The organism is Bacteroidota bacterium (assembly GCA_016714535.1).
Lineage (GTDB): Bacteria > Bacteroidota > Bacteroidia > AKYH767-A > OLB10 > JADKFV01.
Genome location: JADKDR010000006.1, coordinates 301,397 through 320,208, shown reverse-complemented (window position 1 = coordinate 320,208; position 18,812 = coordinate 301,397). Strand labels below are relative to the sequence as shown.

14 protein-coding genes are annotated in these 18,812 nt (G+C 36.7%); 12 read left to right on the top strand and 2 right to left on the bottom strand.

Annotation, left to right across the window (positions count from 1 at the left end; translation table 11 throughout):
- Positions 1–244: 244 nt before the first annotated feature.
- From IPO27_10910 to IPO27_10875, 8 genes are all read left to right on the top strand, one after another.
- On the top strand, positions 245–400 hold the full coding sequence (locus tag IPO27_10910; protein MBK8847020.1) for a hypothetical protein: 156 nt from the start codon (positions 245–247) through the stop codon (positions 398–400).
- 56 nt (positions 401–456) lie between these two features.
- On the top strand, positions 457–645 hold the full coding sequence (locus IPO27_10905) for a hypothetical protein (protein ID MBK8847019.1): 189 nt from the start codon (positions 457–459) through the stop codon (positions 643–645).
- A 785-nt stretch (positions 646–1,430) separates the two neighbouring features.
- Complete coding sequence (locus IPO27_10900; protein MBK8847018.1) at positions 1,431–2,153, top strand: T9SS type A sorting domain-containing protein; 723 nt, start codon at positions 1,431–1,433, stop codon at positions 2,151–2,153.
- 120 nt (positions 2,154–2,273) lie between these two features.
- Positions 2,274–5,075 (top strand): histidine kinase, encoded by a 2,802-nt coding sequence (locus IPO27_10895; GenBank protein MBK8847017.1) that lies wholly within the window; start codon positions 2,274–2,276, stop codon positions 5,073–5,075.
- Positions 5,069–5,833 (top strand): response regulator transcription factor, encoded by a 765-nt coding sequence (locus IPO27_10890; protein ID MBK8847016.1) that lies wholly within the window; start codon positions 5,069–5,071, stop codon positions 5,831–5,833. The genes IPO27_10895 and IPO27_10890 overlap by 7 nt, the downstream gene beginning before the upstream one ends.
- Before the next feature lie 130 nt (positions 5,834–5,963).
- Positions 5,964–7,364 (top strand): T9SS type A sorting domain-containing protein, encoded by a 1,401-nt coding sequence (locus IPO27_10885; GenBank protein ID MBK8847015.1) that lies wholly within the window; start codon positions 5,964–5,966, stop codon positions 7,362–7,364.
- Between the two features lie 190 nt (positions 7,365–7,554).
- Positions 7,555–7,800 carry a T9SS type A sorting domain-containing protein gene (locus IPO27_10880; GenBank protein ID MBK8847014.1) on the top strand — a complete coding sequence of 82 codons (246 nt, stop codon included), beginning with the start codon at positions 7,555–7,557 and terminating at the stop codon, positions 7,798–7,800.
- Positions 7,801–8,005: 205 nt separating this feature from the next.
- Positions 8,006–11,497 (top strand): T9SS type A sorting domain-containing protein, encoded by a 3,492-nt coding sequence (locus tag IPO27_10875; GenBank protein ID MBK8847013.1) that lies wholly within the window; start codon positions 8,006–8,008, stop codon positions 11,495–11,497.
- A gap of 246 nt (positions 11,498–11,743) precedes the next feature.
- Here the strand turns inward: IPO27_10875 and IPO27_10870 are convergent, their stop codons facing one another.
- Positions 11,744–13,060, bottom strand: coding sequence for an IS1380 family transposase (locus IPO27_10870; protein MBK8847012.1), 1,317 nt, complete (start codon positions 13,058–13,060; stop codon positions 11,744–11,746).
- Between the two features lie 75 nt (positions 13,061–13,135).
- Here IPO27_10870 and IPO27_10865 point away from each other — a divergent pair, with 75 nt between their 5' ends.
- Complete coding sequence (locus tag IPO27_10865; GenBank protein ID MBK8847011.1) at positions 13,136–13,384, top strand: hypothetical protein; 249 nt, start codon at positions 13,136–13,138, stop codon at positions 13,382–13,384.
- Positions 13,385–13,542: 158 nt separating this feature from the next.
- Here IPO27_10865 and IPO27_10860 read toward each other — a convergent pair whose 3' ends face one another.
- On the bottom strand, positions 13,543–13,704 hold the full coding sequence (locus IPO27_10860) for a hypothetical protein (GenBank protein ID MBK8847010.1): 162 nt from the start codon (positions 13,702–13,704) through the stop codon (positions 13,543–13,545).
- Positions 13,705–13,729: 25 nt separating this feature from the next.
- Here IPO27_10860 and IPO27_10855 point away from each other — a divergent pair, with 25 nt between their 5' ends.
- The 3 genes from IPO27_10855 to IPO27_10845 all read left to right on the top strand — a co-directional run bounded on the left by IPO27_10855 (position 13,730) and on the right by IPO27_10845 (position 18,784).
- Positions 13,730–14,503 carry a SprB repeat-containing protein gene (locus IPO27_10855; protein MBK8847009.1) on the top strand — a complete coding sequence of 258 codons (774 nt, stop codon included), beginning with the start codon at positions 13,730–13,732 and terminating at the stop codon, positions 14,501–14,503.
- 45 nt (positions 14,504–14,548) lie between these two features.
- A complete protein-coding gene (locus IPO27_10850) occupies positions 14,549–15,139 on the top strand; it encodes a T9SS type A sorting domain-containing protein (GenBank protein ID MBK8847008.1) in 591 nt (196 codons plus the stop codon).
- A gap of 579 nt (positions 15,140–15,718) precedes the next feature.
- Positions 15,719–18,784: a hypothetical protein gene (locus IPO27_10845; protein MBK8847007.1), complete on the top strand. Its 3,066-nt coding sequence runs from the start codon at positions 15,719–15,721 to the stop codon at positions 18,782–18,784.
- Positions 18,785–18,812 lie beyond the last annotated feature (28 nt).

The window sequence follows — 18,812 nt, the reverse complement described above, 5'->3', positions numbered from 1 at the left end:
TAAACGCAAATTACCAGAGAGGCTGTTTCGAAAGAGGCAGCCTCTTTTTTTTTCAAAATGCGGATGTTATTGAAAAAATTAAAATAGTTATTTGACTCTGGTGCAAAAGCAGATGGCTTCTACAAATTAATTTTGCTTTTGTAAAAATAAATCACGTTAGTTTGTATTTGCAAAAAAATCATTTGCCTATGGGCACATTGTATTCCGAGTTTTTACCAGTATTTACAAATTAAAAGACAAACGTATGAAAAATCAAAACTCCAAATCCGGCAATGTACCGGTTACTGTATGCGAAGTTGAGAGTATCAGCAGTATTGCATCGCAAACCATTTTCGCTTACACACACACTGGCAACTTAAATTCAGTTGTTGGCCAATTAAGTATTTACTATCCTGCCTAATTGTATTTTGTGCTAGCTATTATGTTACCAATGCGCAAAATTCCAATTTCAACATCATGATAAATAATGGATTTAATTGTACCGGCAATTCTGAAGTAGCATTGGCCGATGGGAAATTTGCAGCATGTGGCAGCTCTATTGTAGACAATGCATTTAAAGATGTATACGTTTGTAAATTTGACATCAATGGTGACACCCTATTTACTAAAACCATTGGTGGGGAATATGACGATGAAGGTTATTGAATAAATGCAACAGCTGATAGAGGGTTTATTATAGCCGGTTATACCAAAAGCTATGGTAACGGATTTGCAGATTTCTTTTTAGTGCGGCTAGATGCTGATGGTGCAATCTTGTGGACACGAACCAATGGCGGATCCCTTAGCGAGGGTAGTTACAGTGTGCTGCAAACAAACAAACTACACCCAATGCTTTTTGTCATAACACCTGGCTCAATGGGTCACAGAATGTAGTTTTTACAACTGACGAAGTAAGCAACTCATACCTTGCTGCATATAATGTTTCGGACCCCAACAACGTTCAATTACTTGACAAAATACAATCTCAGAATCCGGCTTCAGGATCAATCATTCACAACACATATATTAGAGATGAGTATGCAGTATGCTCATATTATCGCGATGGATTTACAATAGTTGATGTAACCCGCCCGGGCAATTTAGTATTAACGGGATGGTACGATACATCACCTTCATTAGCCGGCAATGGATTTAATGGCGCATGGGGTGTATACCCTTATTTTGCATCGGGTAACGTAATCGTTAGTGATATTGAAAATGGTTTATTCGTATTAACACCTACGTATACACGGGCCTGCCATATCGAAGGTGTTATTACCGATCAGCAAACGGGATTAATCATAGCAGGTGCTACTGTTAGCATCACCGGACCAGCCACCTTAAACGAAACTTCGGCAGTTAATGGTGAGTATAAATCAGGAACGGTAACTTCCGGAACATATACAGTAACCGTTAGTAAAACGGGTTATACCACTAAAGTTACTTCAGATGTGGTTCTCACTAATGGTAGCTTAACAAATTTAAACGTAGCATTGGTACCGGTAGGTGCAGCTTGCACCGATGTATATGAAACCAACAATTCATCAAGTACTGCCAAAGCAATACCTGTAAGCATTGATATATTTGCCTTGATTGGCGTGTCTGGCGATTTAGATTGGTTAACATTTGCTACTGTTTCACCCAATACAAAATTAAAAGTTACGCTTCAGAATTTGCCTGCAGATTACGATTTACGTCTGTATAGCAGCAGCAATGCGCTGTTGGCTAAATCACAGAACAACGGCACGGCCAATGAAACTATCATCCGTAATGCTACTACAGCTGCTACCTATAAGGTACGTGTAAATGGATATAATGGAGCGTTCAATAATACTGTTTGCTACAAACTGCGTGTGGACGTAAGCAGTACAAACTTTGTAAAATCAATGCCTTTAAATGAAGCGTTTAATAAATATAGTGATGAGGGTGATTTGCAAGTTTTCCCTAATCCATCAGAAAATGACGTTGCCTTGTTATTCACTAGCGAAATGCAGACTACCGGCACCATTCGCGTATTTGATATGCTTGGAAAGCCTGTTAGCCAATCTAACATTGACATTAGTGAAGGAGAAAATCTTACGATGCTCTCGCTGCAAAATCTAACTGCAGGCATTTATATGATAGAGGTGAATGATGGTGCTGTAGTTTATAAAACCAGAATTATTAAAAATTAAAATTCTTTTCTTTAGATAGACCGGCACAATTTAAATTGTGCCGTTTTTTTTTTGTTCCTCTGTTTAATAGAACAGAATTAATTACTTTCATCTCCTGAAAAATTTAGCCTCAAATAGTAATTGAAACCATTAGTCATATTTCTTGTTGCGTGCATACTCGCTTTGGTTACTTTAAGGAGTGTAAATGGACAACATATCATTGAACGATTGGGAAAGCCTGATCGGGTTTTTACCAAAGGGGATGGCCTTGCTTCCAATTCAGTATATGGTTGCCTGCAAGACTACCAAGGCTTTATGTGGTTTTATAGCACACGTGGCATAAGTAGATATGATGGACACAGGTTCAAAAATTTTTCAATCAACGATGGCTTGCCCTCCAATGATATTTGGTTTTTAAGCATTGATTCTTTAAATAAAATATGGATTCATGTGTATGACCGTTCATTATATTATATCGAAAATGAGGAGGTAAAAAAGGCGGTTGATCTGCCGGGAACTTATTCGATCAACTTATTAGAGTCTGATCAAAATGGAAATATTTATTGCAATGACACGTCCATTCGTTTTGTACTTATGTATGAAAACAATAATTATAAATTCGTTTCAAAGGTCAGTAAGCCTTCAATACAGAATACCCAAACAAATTTTTATTACAATAATAATTATACTATTGAATATAATGCCTTTAGGGATACAGCAGAGGTGACGTTGTTGAAGAGTAAAAAAACGTATACATTATATTCGGCAAAGGATATTCATTATCGATCGCCTGTTTTTAAAAATGGGAAACTGATTTTATCATCCAGCATAGGAATGCACTTATTTAATCAGGATAGTTTAGAAATGGAGTATCAATACACCTTGCCAAATGCATTAAATAGAGTTTACTTAGATAATGATGGCAACATATGGGCAACTACGCGCGAACAGGGGGTGTACTTGTATAAAAAGAAAAACAGAAGCCTGAAGCGACTTGATCTAAACACTGCATCTCCATTAAGTTCAATAATACCATATAACAAATCAAACTTGTATGCGGATATGGATAACAATATCTATTCGTTTGACACTGCATCATTTACATTTAATTATAAGTACACTATTCCGAAAGTAAGATTTGCTTCTCCCTTTTTTCATAATGATGAGTTTATAATTACCCTCTCCAAACCAATTATGCTTGAAAATAAAAGTGGCAAATGGCTTCCTTATAAATATATGGAGAAATTTACCGGTATTGAACCATCTGTCCCAAGTAGAGTTAATTATTACAATAAGGATACATTGCTAATAAGCCGGCAAATGCAACGGGCATCATTACTTTGTCTTGTGCATGATTCGATTAGGGAACTGCCACTGTTTGTTGATAATGAACGTTTCCAGCTTTCATTTATTGACAAGGATGGCATCATTTACTTTTTTTCTAAATACAATATCTATGTCTTAAACAGGAATTTTATTTGTAACGATACCATTTCATATGAACCTTATTTTAAAACACTTTCTATAACTCATGTAAATCAACATCCACAAACAGGTGATATATTTATTGGCACTGATGGGCAGGGGATTTATAAAATTTCTTCAGGGTCAATTAGAAAAGTATCAACCAACCTGACGGTAAATAAATTTTTGTTTGCCAAGGGGGGCATTGTGTTTTCAAATGATGTAGGTATATATTACTATCGATTGCAAAATGATACGCTCTCGCCCCGTATAGCATATACTACGCAGGATGGTATTAATGGTAATGACCTTATAGACTTTTATATTAACAATGATACGCTTAACGCAATTATGCGAAATGAAATTCTGCAAATAGCATTTAATCCAAATCCGCCTAAGCCTAAAGCCCTATTATTATACAAGGCTATGTGCGATAGTGTTGAGTTTACGTCTTTGCCCTTATTCAGTGCGCCTAACACGTTCGAAAATATTGAAATGTATTTTAGTTTGTTTAATTTTGATTATGTAGATGAAATACAATACTCCTATATACTTAATGAAAATACTGAGCCAACGTTGCTTGAAACCAATTACTTGCGACTAAAGGAGTTGAAATCAGGAGAGTATACAATTACCGTTACAGCAACAAATAAATTTACCGGAGATGTGCTCGCAAGATTAGAGAAAAAATTTTCTGTAAAAGTCCCATGGTATGGAACATTGCTATTTCGCTTATTAGTGAATTTTGTGGTGTTAGGCGCTGTCATATGGCTATATCGCAATAGGATACAGGCAAAGGCCGAACGGGAAAATAAAATTAAAACATTGGAGTTAAGTATGAAGGAGTTGAAATTAAATGCACTCGAATCCCAAATGAATCCTCATTTTATATACAACTCTATGGCGGCCATTCAGTCATATATACAGGCAAATAAGAAAGCCGAGGCTGAGCATTTTCTTACAAGTTTTTCGAAGTTGGTAAGGCAGTATCTTGAAGCCTCGCGCAAATCATTTATCAACCTAAAGGATGAAATAGAATTACTCACAAGATATTTGACGTTAGAAAAGTTACGCTACGAAGACAAGTTTGAATATCACATCAGCATTGACCCGAACATTGACCTTGAGCATGTAAAAATAAATACCATGCTGCTGCAACCATTTGTAGAAAATGCAATACAGCATGGCTTGTTTCACCGTATTGACCACGGAATTTTAGACCTTACATTTACCAAAATAAAAGCTGACTTGCACATAACCATAACCGACAACGGAGTTGGCGTTGAAAATTCCAAAAAATTTAAACAGCACAACAACTCAATAATAAGCTCACGCGCCATGGAAATATTTGAGGAAAAACTGGAAATTGTAAATCGTATTAAGCCGGGAGCTCTGCAATGTACCATAACCAATTTGGATGATAATGCGCCTCAATATAAGGGAACAGTAGTAAAACTAATTTTTAGTAACGTATGTTAAATTCGACTAGTAAAATAAAATGCCTGCTGGTAGATGATGAGAATAAAGTATTGCAAGCCATGCAATACATATTGACCGAACATCTGCCCGAAGTAGAAATTGTGGGAACCGCAAATAGTGTTGAGCAAGCCTATCAAAAAATAATTGAAACCAATCCAGATGTTGTTTTCTTGGATATTGTAATGCCTCAGGAAACAGGGTTTGAATTAATAAAGCGATTTTCAACTATCCATTTTGAAATAGTATTTATAACAAGCCATCAGGAGTATGCGCTTGATGCCATACGTTGCCTGGCATTGGCGTACTTGCTAAAGCCGGTAGCTGTAGAAGATATAAAGGCTGCGCTGCAACTTGTGCGCGAACGTCTGGAGCTGAAACAAAAAAAACAACTGTACGATGCGCTATTGTACAACATGGAAAAAAGCAATGTGAGAGAACACAAACTGGCTGTATATAATCATAATCAAACAGAGTTGATTGATATAAAAGATATAATACATATAGAAGGATGGGATCGCTACTCGCGCATACATACAAAATCGAAAGGCACACTAACAAGTAGTTACAATATAGGAAGATACACCGCCTCGTTGCAGCATCATGGTTTTTTTCTTTGTCACAAATCGCACATGATAAACATGGACTATGTTAGTAATCTAACTAACAACAATCAAATACAACTACGCGACCAAACCCTTGTGCCGCTTGCGGTTCGCAAGCGTGCCGAGTTCATGGAGCTATTCAGCAAGGTGCGTTAAAAATAAATTTTTACGATTGTTTAATACCAACGTTAGTTTAAATAAAATTAGCGCAGGTATGATATTGCTTTGCTGATTAACGGTGGGGATATACGTTTGTCCCATGTTAAACAATTAAAAAAATTAAATTATGAAAAAATTATTTTATGTATTATTTTATTCAATGCTAATTAGCGTTAGTATTTTTGAAAAATCCTTTGGCCAATGTGATCCACCGATAAGCAGTTTCTATTTGAGCAATTCCCAGTATGGGCAACCAATGACTGAGTTTTGTTTAGGGGAAGACATATACTTAATTGGTGGTGGAAGTCAATTCGAGACGAGCTTTCAAATTGCCATTCAAGAACGAGAAGATGCTGACGGTCCTTTTGCGCCTTTCGTATGGGGAACTATTAATGGATATAATATGAACAGTATTGCATGGAATAATGGACAAGTCTTCTCTATAAACTTGTCACAATTTTTATTGGCAACTCAGCCAAATTATAAATTATCGCATAGTAGAAATTACAAAGTACGATTGGCAGTTTCCAATGCCTGTGATCCCTATGAAGAGAGTTTTCAGGCTTTTGATCTTGTTTGCATTAAGAATTCAACTCCATGTAATTCATTAAATGGTGCGTTTGCGCTATTTATTGTAGGAAATGGTTTTGTCAACAACTTGTTTCCAAGTGGTCATAATAAATATGGAAATTTGGAAATTCACCAAACTTGGATAATTTATGAATATAATCAAATAAATAATTATTATACATTTTTAGATAGCAGTAATCATGCTGATGATTTCTTATTTCCTGTTCAGGTTGGAAAGTGTTATTTGGTAATTCGGGTATTGGAGTCTGCTTGTGGCAAAGTATGCTATGGACAACAAGAATGTTTTCAGAACCCTGGTGGCGGTGCAGCTGCACCATGTAGCTTTTGTGGGCCGTTGCCTAATTGTGTATTACCAACATGTGCACCGCCTACCTTTTTAACATGCGGATTAAATCAAGGTGGAAATAAAATATTAACGTGGAATGCAATGCAGGGTGCTACAAGTTATCAAATTCAAATTAGAACTAATGATGGAGATTGTTGCCCTACTTTAACCAATGCTAATACTTATACGATTAATGTGTCAACAAATAATTGGACAATTACAAATTTCTTCCTCAATAAATGTTTTTCCTGGAAAGTAAGAGCGATTTATCCAACTTGTACTAGTAGTTTTTCAACTAAAGCTTGTTACAATTCATTTACCACTTGCAACCCTCGCTTAGGAAGCATAGATGAATCAACCTCCGGTATATTAAGCATTTATCCGAATCCCGTTTCAGAAAATTTCTTGAATATTGCGGTCTTGTCAGGCGATGAAAATGCTAAGAATGAAGTTCAAATTACTTCAATTGATGGTCGTTTATTGCAATCATTAACTGTAGCGGGCAACACTGAAGAGAAAATTGATGTCTCTAGTTTTGCAAAGGGGATTTATTTAATACAAGTACTTGAAAATAATATTGTAATTGAAACTTCTAAATTTATCAGGAACTAAATTGTTACTTATTATTATAAGGAAAGGCTGCATCTATAGCAGCCTTTTTTGCTTTTTTATTAAAATTTATAATGGAAAGATGCTTATTTATACTTATTATAAAAGTTGAGTTTTGAAATTTTAAAATGAGCGATAAAGGAAAAGGTGAGTTTGCAGAAAATTCCAATGATTTTAAGAAATAAATAGAATCATGATTAAAATTCGAGCCAACCAAACCATTCATTGCATACAAAAATTTAATACTAGTAATGTAGCTGATGATATGGTAACGCACCAAAGCATATATACACTTGATGGCCGCTTGTTGCAAACAAATACAATAACCGGTACAAAAGCACAGGCCATTGATGTTAGCAAATTACCTGCAGGTATGTATATTATTAAAGCAATGCAATTGGATCAGGTTGTGCATAATGGTAGATTTGTAAAGGAATAGTTTTCTCAACACTATATGTCAAGAGCAGTAATAAACCGGAAGAGAAATTTCTCTTCCGGCTTTTTTTTATGATGATTTATCTTAGAAATCGATTGTTTAATACCAACGTTAGTTTAAATAAAATTAGCACAGGTATGATATTGCTTTGTTGGTTGACGGTAGCAATATACGTTTGTTGGTATCAAATCAATTAAACAATATTATTATGAAAAAATTATTTTCAATCCTGCTGCTTTTGGTATGTTCATTCGTATCACGAACGCAAAACTTGACATTTCAAGGCCCTAATCCATTGCTAAGTGATGACCCGTTTATTGTTGATCTGGCATTTACTTTTCCCTTAAATTGTAATCAGGTGCAAACAACATTGTCATTTACCGGCAATAATTCATGTATTGATTGGAGTAATGTTTTAATAGAAGGTGGCACATTTTTTCAAGGAGGAAATACGAGTAGCATTTTTCCACCAAACACATCTTTTAATCAAAACAATTCTGTTACAACATTAGTTATTACAGGTACTCCGGGTAGTGTTGCCAATATTCAATTTAACCTGCGCACCAAGTGGGGAGAAATTTGTGAAGGAGGTTGGCCACTTCCGGGCTATGGTTTAAATCAAATAACTTTTTCGTCATCAGTCACATTCACTGGAAATAATGGCGGATGCGGCACATTTAATTCAAACAATTTACAGCGTGAAATAAATGCATACCACCAATGGATCGTAGGTACTCCTGCAGCGGCAGCAAGCCGGTGCTTAGGAGGCATTTTTAATATCACTACAAACCTAACTCATCCGCAAACATACAGGGGAGCAATTCGATTACGAAATCCCCGTATATACCTTGACCTGCCTACAGGTGCAATTGTACATGGAGTGATTTATAAAGGGGTGCCTCTTGCTTTTTCAAATACGAGTCCGGGTTGTGGTAATGCCCCTAATGGTGTAACACGTTGGTCAGCCAATATACCGGTACCAAATTATTTACAACCTGAAATTTCACATCTGATAACTTTTAAAGTTCAATTTCCATGTAGCTTATTTCAGTTGAATACAAACTATGTAACAAGGGCAAGGCTAAGTGGAACAGACTGCTGTCAAGCTGGAAAATGCATGCAATCAACTCAAAGAACTTTTCAATTTACTAGTATATGTTGTGATGCGGTTATTACTCAGCCAACATTAAGCAAAACACTTTTGCAAGGAACTGAGTATTGCCCGGGCGGATGCTATGAAGAAGGGCAAGTAGGTAAAAACCCACAATACAATATTCAATTTAATGCTTCCAATACCCATTTACCAACCAGCAATGTGGTAATCAGCGATAATATTCCAGCTACTGTTGATGTAAGAAAAATTACGACACCTGTGCCACCAGCAGGTGCAACAGTGGAGTTATGGTATGCTACAACCAATAGTGGCTTGGTGCAATATCCATCACCTGTTCCGCTTCATATTTTTGTTCAGTCTAATAATGTAATGAATTGTAATTTACCAGGCTGTAGAATAACGCAACTACAATGGAGATACTCCACATTCCCAGCCTTTGGAACCATAACCAATAGTCTCGATTTTTCTTTAAATAGTACAGCGCAAGTCAATGTGAATGTTTCAAATACAGCTACCGTAAATTATATACTAAATAATGCAAATGAAACCAGGACATCAACAATTTCGAAAAAACCTGTTGCATGTAAACCAAATGTAAAAGTTCAAAAATGGATTGTAAACAATGGCTCATGCAGTTATTATCAATCGGTATTGCCAAATGATATAGTTACGTTTAGATTAAATGCATGGAATACCGGTTCGGCCAATGTAACTAATGGTTTGATAACCGATGCAGTGAGTAATATTTTTGATATCCTACCTCAATCAATAGCATATTATTACGGGAATCAGATATGTCCCACCTCTTCCTCCTTTATGCCAAATTTTGCATTTCCAGGTAGCTCCCCAGTTGCATCAAATATTAATGGACAAACAATTACAATAAGCAATGCAAATTTGCCATCTTGTGATTTAACCAATAAATTTATTGTTGAGTTTCAGGCAAGAGTTAGACCTTTCACAGCATCCACTACCGTTCAAAATACTTTTAATTTTACAGGAACAAATTATACTGTACCGAAAGTTTCAAATGTTGTAAATATAGAAGTAAACGAAAGCCTTCTGCTAACGGCAATGCTCGAAGTTCGATGCACCAATGGCGGGAATTTTAGCACAACAACAGATGCCTCAGCCGGATCGCCAGTTCAGTACCGATTGACCCTTACCAACAATGGCAATGTTACAGTTGACGATATACGCTTGTTCAATACGCGCCCGCGTCCGGGAGATATTACTTCTAGTTGTATACCTGTAGCGCGCAACAGCACTTCGCATTTGGCATATACCGCTGCAAGTGGTGTGGATTTTGTCGGACCTGATTTATATACCTCAGATGGCTGCAACCAAATTATTTGTAATGGTACACCTTGTGCAGCCAGCGGAACTTTTACAAACATGCTATCGATGTCGATGACTTCGGGAGCTAATCAACTTGCACCGGGTGCAAGCATGGAAGTTTTTATTGACGCGCTTGTTCCATCAGGTGCAACAAATGGACTTACTGCCATTAATGATATTTGCCTACGTGCACATCGGGTAGGGGGTTCTAATAGTTCAGTATTTTGTTCAAACAGTGCAGTTGTAAACATTACACCATCAGGGTGTAATGAATGTGTAGAATTAACCAATGAATCATTCAGTTGTGGTCCAGGTGGTGCACCAACACATTCTTTTTGTCTTGTCAATAAGAGGAGTTCGAATATTACATTATTTCATATGAATGTGGGGACAAATTCTTTAATAAGTTTTCCTTCATTACCTCCCGGTGTTACCGTAAGTCAAACAGGTAATATAGTAACCTACACACTACCGCTACCTGGCTTGGCTCCTAATCAACCTCTGTGTGGATTTACTAATCAATGGATGCCTGCATTTGGAGGTCAATATATTTGCCTTGGGCTTGGTGCAAGTGACAATCAAACAAGTTGTGCAAACGGAAGTTCACATTGCATTAATCTTCCCGATTGTCCAAATGGTTGTATTGATTTTGTGAACCCACAAATTACTTGTGTACAAACAGGTCCCATTACATTTGAGCGTCATTTTACATTTGCTGTTAAAAACACCTTCCTTCCATGTGTTGGTAGTTTTCACTTACAGGGTGGTATGTGTGCTGCACCTTACAGCCAAACGATTATATTACCATCTCCTTTATACCTAAATCAAACCTCCCAGGTTTTTGATATTACTCTACCAACGTTTTCGTGTGATGATATTTTCATTGGAATTGCCTGGGCAGCAGAATGTAATCAAACGGTTTCGTGCGGAACCGGAGATAGCTATTCTTCTAATACTCCATGCGGCCCAATGAGATTAACAGGTGAAATAATCAAATCCAATTTTATGACTACCCACCCCAACCCAGTAACTCAAGGTCGCTTAACGGTGACTATAAACGATGTTGACGAAGGCATGACCACGCAGTTCAGCATCTATGCTCTTGATGGTCGCTTGTTGCAAACTACTTCTGCTACAGGTTCAAAAGAAGTTGTAATTGATGTGAGCAGCCTTCAAACTGGCATGTACATCATCAAAGCAACACAGCTCGATAAGGAAGTTCATGCCAGCAAATTTGTAAAGCAATAGCCTGCCCTACAAATTAGTATTACAACCAAAGCAAAGTCGGAAGAGTTTTACTCTTCCGGCTTTTTGCATTTAACAGGCCATTTAAGTTACGTTAGTTTAAAATATTATGACGATGGTTTAAATCTCCGTTAGTTTTTAAAATAATTGACTAATTCTTGTCGTATTGTAATAAGCAATATTATCGAAACCGGCTCTAAAGTGTTGCCGCCCTAAAAAAGATATTTATCCGCAAATAGACAGTAGGATTTAAGTTATTAATGATAAAGGGAAAGAGCAACTATCCACTTTGCCAAAAATTCCATCCATCCATTTTCGTTTTTTTATTGGAACAGCCAATTTCAATATCCTACTATTTCCTTTTTTTGTCATCCAAGCTCCAACTGCATAGCAGTTGAGTCTTAATGTCTGTAATCGTTGATGATTTGGCTTTTCGGAGCTAACCTGTCTGAACAAACTTATGATATTGTAAGCTAAGTTTACCATACGCAATGCTGCTTCTGTTGCAAAAAAATCTTTCATATTAAAACCTTCTAATGCAAAATCATATTTAAGTTCTTTAATCCTATTTTCGCAATCGCCCCTTCCTTTGTATTGTTCCCAAATTTGTGTTGCAGGTAGCGTTTGATTTGTATAAAAAGTATGATACCGGTATTGCTCATAATATTCCTTATCATCAAACAGCTTTAGTTTTTTACCTGTTGCTTTGGGCCTTAAATCAACGCTTTGTCTTATAACAATAACCCTACGTTCTGATTCCCATTTTGATGCCTTATACCTTGTTTCGCTAATCCAAATTCCTAATCCGATAGCTGTCCAGGTTTTTTGTTGCTTTATCTTATCTTGTAATGGATAATGCATTCTCCCCGCTATCACGTATGGAATTTGTTCTTGCTCTAAATGTCTAAAAATTAAATCGCTTGCAAAACCAGAATCGGCACGTAGCAAACCAATTGTTTTGTTTTTGAGTATGGATAATGTTTCGTTTAAAAACTCATTACACTGATGTGCGCTTGAGGTATCGCCACTTCTAAGCCAACTGTTTACAACCATGCGCTCGTTGCCTAAAAAAGCAAATAATGGATGATGAGAGGCTCTACCTCTTTTGGTTGGATTATAGCCCTTATGATTGCCTTCTTGCAAATCACCATACCGAGTAATAACGGTAGAGTCCAAGTCTAATGCGTAATTATCAAACTGCAATTGATTAAAAAACCATTCTTGCAATGTTGGAAACACCTCATTATTTATGCCTTGATTAAACTTTTGAAAAAATCGTTTGTAGGTTGTATCGCTTGGTATTTGTTTCCATCCAAATATTTTTTTTAGCGTATCATCTAATCTTAACACATGTGTGTGTGAAAATTTGTAACAGCCTAACCATACTGACAATAGGAAACTTTCAATGATTTCCTCATTCTCAAACCTGTTATTACTCTTGCTTTCGGGAATGTGTAGATTTTGCAAAACGCTTTTCAAACCAATTTTATCATTGAATTTTTTCATTAACGAAAAACCTCCCCATGCACTTACTTTATCATCAGAATATTCAATTTTATAACACATATTATTTGTAAGTTTTGGTTACAAGGTCAAAATCCTTAGGTGTATTGTCAATAAAGAATATGCAAAGTTTTTAACATGTGGATTGTCTATTTGCGGATAAATGCAACAGCTGATAGAGGGTTTATTATAGCCGGTTATACCAAAAGCAATGGTAACGGATTTGCAGATTTCTTTTTAGTGCGGCTAGATGCTGATGGTGCAATCTTGTGGACACGAACCAATGGCGGATCCCTTAGCGAGGGTAGTTACAGTGTGCTGCAAACAAACAAACTACACCCAATGCTTTTTGTCATAACACCTGGCTCAATGGGTCACAGAATGTAGTTTTACAACTGACGAAGTAAGCAACTCATACCTTGCTGCATATAATGTTTCGGACCCAACAACGTTCAATTACTTGACAAAATACAATCTCAGAATCCGGCTTCAGGATCAATCATTCACAACACATATATTAGAGATGAGTATGCAGTAAGCTCATATTATCGCGATGGATTTACAATAGTTGATGTAACCCGCCCGGGCAATTTAGTATTAACGGGATGGTACGATACATCACCTTCATTAGCCGGCAATGGTTTTATAGGCAACGGAGTAAATATTGCATTTCGTAATCGTGGTCGCTTTGGCAATAATTTATACATTGATAATGTAAATTTAAACGCAACTGTGGCCGCCTCAGCCGGTGCAGATAAACTTATTTGCAAAGGAAACACTGCAGCTATTGGTATGTCAACAAATTCAAATCTGAATTTTAGCTGGTCGCCTGCCGGAGGTTTATCATCGAGTACTATGAGCAATCCTCAGGCATCTCCAACAGTAAATACTTCGTATATACTTACGGTTACTCATGCCCGCTCAGGTGTCATTGCGAAAGACACAGTAATGGTAACAGTAGATTCGGTAACAGCAAATGCAACCACAACTGCCGTATTGTGCAATGGTGGCAATAGCGGCCAGGCAAGTGTAAGCACAACCAGTGGCATTGCTCCTTTTGCCTATTTATGGTCCAATAGCAGCAGCACCCCCACAGCAACAGGTTTGGTTGCCGGGGTTTACACAGTTACCATAACCGATAATGCAGGATGCTCTAAAACATGTAATGTAAATATTGCACAGCCAACGTTGCTGAGTGCAACAACTACAAATACGAATACAACATGTGGCTTCAATAATGGAACTGCAAATGTTTTGGCCAGCAACGCCACACCTCCTTATACTTACCTTTGGAACAATGGCAGCACGAGTGCAAATGTTAGTTCATTGGCTGCCGGCACGTATACAGTTATAGTTAATGATGGCAATGGCTGCACAATAACTGCCACCTCCATAATAAACCCAAGTGTGGCCATAAGTCCAAACCCAACACAAAAAAACCTGCCTTGCTTTGGTGCAAAAAGTGGTGTGTGTAAAGCAGCACCAACAAACGGTGTTTCGCCCTAGTCTTTCCTTTGGTCTACAGGTGCCACTATCGACTCCATTGCCAACTTGAAAGCAGGAAGTTATACATGTACCATAACCGATGCTGCGGGATGCACAAAAACACAAACATACACGCTCACACAGCCGGTTCAAATAGCAATCGCCATGAGTGGCACGCCAGCCACTTCTCCTCTATTTAACAACGGAACAGCAACAGCCACACCCAGCAATGGTTTTAGTCCTTACAGATATTCATGGAATACATCGCCAATAAAAACCACACAAACAGCAACAGGACTTGTACCCGGCACCTATGTAGTAACAGTAAAGGACAACAAAAAGTGCAGCCGCAATGCTTCTATAGTAATTGGCACTGCAAGGTTTGGAGTAACGGACACAGGTGACGAATTATTTGTAATACCAAATCCAACAAGTGATGTCATCAGCATAGAAATTTCAAATTCAGTGTTAAGCGGAAATGCCACTTTCGAAATTATTGATAGCAAAGGCAGCGTAGTATTAATGGAGCAATCAAACATCACTTCGCACGATTTTACTTTTTCGATTTCGCTGGCACATTTGCCAAATGGTATTTATACTTTAAGGGCAAAAGATTCGAAAAATGTATTTACGAAAACTGTGTTGTTGGAAAAGTAGTTCTAATAATGTGCCTTCTTTGCTGAAGGAGTAAATTTTTTTATAAAAAAATATAGGAGGTGCAAAATTGAAGCCTATATAATTGCTGGCGAAATACAAACACAGATTTCTATTACACTCAGTGAGCACAAGAGCACTGCATGTAGATAACTCAAGCGCAACTTTCCAAAAAGACGCTTAGGTGCAAAAATCTATGTTACATCTCTCGCACAAACTAAAACAAATATAAGACACAAAGCAAAACCATGATATTAGACAATGACCAGGCATTTACACATCAAGAAAAAATAGCAGAAGCACTTTAAAATATAACTTATTTTACCGGACCATTCACATTGCAAGATAATGCTACTATGGAAAAATAGAAATGCGTTTTTTGATAATTCATTTCAAAAATAACAGACTTCACTTTAATCAAAAAAAGAGAAGTCGAAAGAGTTGAAAACGAAATCGATAATAGACTTATAAGAAAATTTAGTTACTTATCTCCAAATGAAGTACCTTTACAAAACAAGGTAAGAGTTGTACTTATCTGTTGAACACAGCTTGTGACAATTCAACCAAAAAGCTAACAATAAAATGAGAAAGAAGATTTTATCATTATTGCTTTTCATGTTGGTTTCCAATGCTTCTTCAAGTCAGCAAAAGAATATTACTTTAAGACGTATCACCTCACAGCAAGGCCTTTCAGACAACCAGGTTACGTGTACCATTCGCGACAAACAGGGTTTTATGTGGATTGGCACTAAGGATGGATTGAACCGTTATGATGGACAAGACTTCTATGTTTTTAAACACAATGAAAAGGACATCAACTCACTTTGCGGTAATATTATTTCTTGCCTTGAAATTGATAACGATTCATTGCTTTGGATTGGAAGCGCTTCGTCAGGGATGTGTAGTTATGATTTCAGAACTGGTAAGTTTAAAACGTATAATAAGTCAAATTCAGAATTGAATGTAAATAACATCAACGACATCACATTTGATAAAAACAGAAATTGTCTTTGGATTGCTCAGAATAATGCCGGCTTGCAGCTATTCGATTTAAAAACAAAAGCTACTGATAAAAATAAAAAGCTGATTTCCACCAATACTTATTATGATGTACTTGTTAATGATACCATACCATATTTTGCAGGAATTATTGAATCGCTTAAACGGTTGGGGAATATTGGCAAATTCAGAACGCAGGTCTCAGACACAGCTATGACTATTAATAAAATATTTCTTGGAAGCGATAATCATTTGTGGTGCGGTGCATGGGATAACGGGTTGCATCAGTTTGATTTAAATGGAAAAAGATTGGCAACCTGGTTTTTTGATAGAAGTTTAAAGTTGAAGCTATCAGGCGATGAAATACTTTGCCTTGCAGAAGATGAAAACAAAGTTTTATGGTGTGGTACAAAATCTTCGGGCATTCGTTTTTTTGATTTGAAAACAAAATCCTTTACCAACGATATTAAATTTTCAAATCCCGTTACATCCAGAATAAATAGTCTGTATCGCGATAATCGCAATCGAATATGGATTGCCTCCGAAACGGGATTGTATGTTTACGACCCGCTGCAAAATCAGTTTGAAATTACAAAGCTGCCTGTTCCGCCCGGAACTACTTCATGCAAAGCAAATGACAGGATTATTTTGAAAAGCGGGAGAGAATTTATTGTAACTCAGTGTGGCTTTTTTTACAGAAATTCAAATGATGAAAACTATCTGCATAAGGATTTTTATTATCGCGATGAAAGGCAGGAATTGACCAGCATTTTTCTTGATGAAAAAAACATAATTTATATAGGAACCAACCGCTCGGTGTTTACATTGGATACCGTAACACTTGAATTAGTTTTCCCTAAGGTCAGTTATGCAGCAAGCAAGCACCAAAGTTTTTTCATGGGTGGTTCGCGTGCAAATTCAATTACACAAATAAGGCATCATGAGCATTCGCTTATTGCTGTTTCGCTTTATGGCAATTACATCAAGCTATTTGATACCCAACATAAAAACGCATTTATCAATTTAAAGGATACGAACGTAGAAGGAACTTTTGTGGATAATTTATCACGGAAAATTTTCAGTGATTCGAAAAACAATATCTGGGTTTGTGGCGCCACCCATGGTATCAATCAGGTTTTGATTCCACAAAGGATTTCATTCGATGAGTTTCCTTTTGCCGACAGTATTGTGCGGGTGATTCATTCCGAATCAAAGACCTGGAATAGACCTGATACAAAAAATGTAAAATCAGTGAACAATGTTTTTGACATGACAGAAAACACTGACGGCTCTTACTGGGTAACCACACAGGGACAAGGGCTGCTGAAGTTTTTTCCCGAGAATAATTCTGTAACATTTGTGTCTTATGCAAATGAAATTAAGTCGTTGCAGGGTTTGGCAAAAGATAAAAATGATAATCTTTGGATGGTTAGTTCAACTGGTTTGTTGCATTACAATGTAAAAGGAAACCGTTACAAGTTGTTTGACATGCAAAGCGGGATTTCTGAAAATATCAGCGGGTATTTTTTTCGAAATGACAATTCAACAATACAAGATGAAATGAGTGTTGGTTTCGATGGTGGTTTTATTTCCTTTTATCCTTCTCAGATTATTTCAAACCACGAAAAACCATTTGTCAGTATTTCAAGATTGTGGATTATGGATGCGCCTTCTGATTCGTTGTTGTTTGATCAATTGAAATTGAATTACAATCAAAACTTTTTGAAATTCAATGTTGCTGCAAATAGCTTTTCCGACAACGGTCAAACCACATGCTTGTATATGCTTGATGGCATTGATGATACCTGGCGAAATAATCAAACCAATCCACTGATTACCTACACCAATTTGCCGCATGGAAATTTTACACTTAATGTTAAGGCTGTGAACAGCGATGGAATTGAAAGCGATGTTTATGAATTGCCGTTTATTATTACACCGCCATTTTATTTCACCTGGTGGTTTTATAGTTTGCTTTTAATAGTAATATCGACATCTGTATACGTTTTGTATCGTTATCGAATCCAGCAGATTTTAAAATTGCAGGAAGTTCGGAATAAGATTGCCCGCGATTTGCATGATGATATAGGCAGCACGTTAGGAAGTATTCACCTTTACAGCCAGATTGCCAATGCTAAATTAGTTGGAGAAAACTCAAGAGAGATAAAATCTATCTTAGAAAAAATAGAAAATTCATCGGTAGAAATTATTGATAAAACCAGTGATGTGGTGTGGGCGGCCAAGGCATCAAATGATACTTTGCAAAATTTAATATTGAGAATGGAAGGTTATTCAGCTTCCATTTTAGGAGCAACAGGCATTCAATTTAATATTGAATATGATGAACGTATTACTGAAATGAAATTAGAAATGACGGAACGGAAAAATATTTTTTTGATTTACAAAGAAGCCATTCACAACATTATTAAATATGCCAACTGCACGGAAGTAAACATTAGCATAAAGAAAAATGCAGATAAATTGTATGTTTCAATTTCAGATAACGGAAGTGGTTTTATTTCAGACGAACTAAAATCATATAATGGCAACGGCATTAAGAACATGAAATCAAGAGCTTCTGAAATAAAGGGTAGTATAGAAATCACATCGTTTCCGGGTAAAGGAACCATTATTGAATTAACTGTATAAAGCCATCTATTCACTTCACCATAATTGG

Bases quoted from the DNA above. Each gene is read 5' to 3' on its own strand.
- IPO27_10870 (MBK8847012.1), bottom strand. From the start codon at position 13,060: ATGTGTTATAAAATTGAATATTCTGATGATAAAGTAAGTGCATGGGGA.
- IPO27_10845 (MBK8847007.1), top strand. From the start codon at position 15,719: ATGAGAAAGAAGATTTTATCATTATTGCTTTTCATGTTGGTTTCCAAT.
- IPO27_10910 (MBK8847020.1), top strand. From the start codon at position 245: ATGAAAAATCAAAACTCCAAATCCGGCAATGTACCGGTTACTGTATGC.
- IPO27_10885 (MBK8847015.1), top strand. From the start codon at position 5,964: ATGAAAAAATTATTTTATGTATTATTTTATTCAATGCTAATTAGCGTT.
- IPO27_10880 (MBK8847014.1), top strand. From the start codon at position 7,555: ATGATTAAAATTCGAGCCAACCAAACCATTCATTGCATACAAAAATTT.
- IPO27_10890 (MBK8847016.1), top strand. From the start codon at position 5,069: ATGTTAAATTCGACTAGTAAAATAAAATGCCTGCTGGTAGATGATGAG.
- IPO27_10865 (MBK8847011.1), top strand. From the start codon at position 13,136: ATGTGGATTGTCTATTTGCGGATAAATGCAACAGCTGATAGAGGGTTT.
- IPO27_10875 (MBK8847013.1), top strand. From the start codon at position 8,006: ATGAAAAAATTATTTTCAATCCTGCTGCTTTTGGTATGTTCATTCGTA.
- IPO27_10860 (MBK8847010.1), bottom strand. From the start codon at position 13,704: ATGTATAAATTATTGCCAAAGCGACCACGATTACGAAATGCAATATTT.
- IPO27_10905 (MBK8847019.1), top strand. From the start codon at position 457: ATGATAAATAATGGATTTAATTGTACCGGCAATTCTGAAGTAGCATTG.